Annotated in this window: 1 pseudogene; it reads right to left on the minus strand. The window is 75.9% G+C overall.

From position 1 onward, the window contains the following. A pseudogene (locus tag KVT44_RS55975) lies at positions 1-294 on the minus strand (ATP-binding protein); the annotation flags it as partial.

Here is a 294-nt window from a genome sequence, read left to right on the forward strand (position 1 = left end):
GTCGACACGGATCACATCCAGCGGCGGCAACGGGTCCAGGTGGCGCAGGTCCGGGTGCGGCGGGGCCCGGTGCAGCAGGTCCGGGCGCAGCGGGTCGGAGTGCGGCAGATCGGGGTGCGGCCGCTCCAAGTGCGCTGCTCCGCTGTGCGCTGCCTCCGTGCGCCGTTCCCCGGCGTGCTGGGCCCCCGCGAGCCCGATCCCCCGCTGGAACGCCGCCATCAGACCGGGGTCGTAGCCGACGACCTGCTCCGGGTCCTGGCGGGGCACGGGCCCGTCGCGCAGTTGGGGTGCGAT

The organism is Streptomyces sp. GbtcB7, assembly GCF_019091445.1.
GTDB classification, from domain to species: domain Bacteria; phylum Actinomycetota; class Actinomycetes; order Streptomycetales; family Streptomycetaceae; genus Streptomyces; species Streptomyces mirabilis.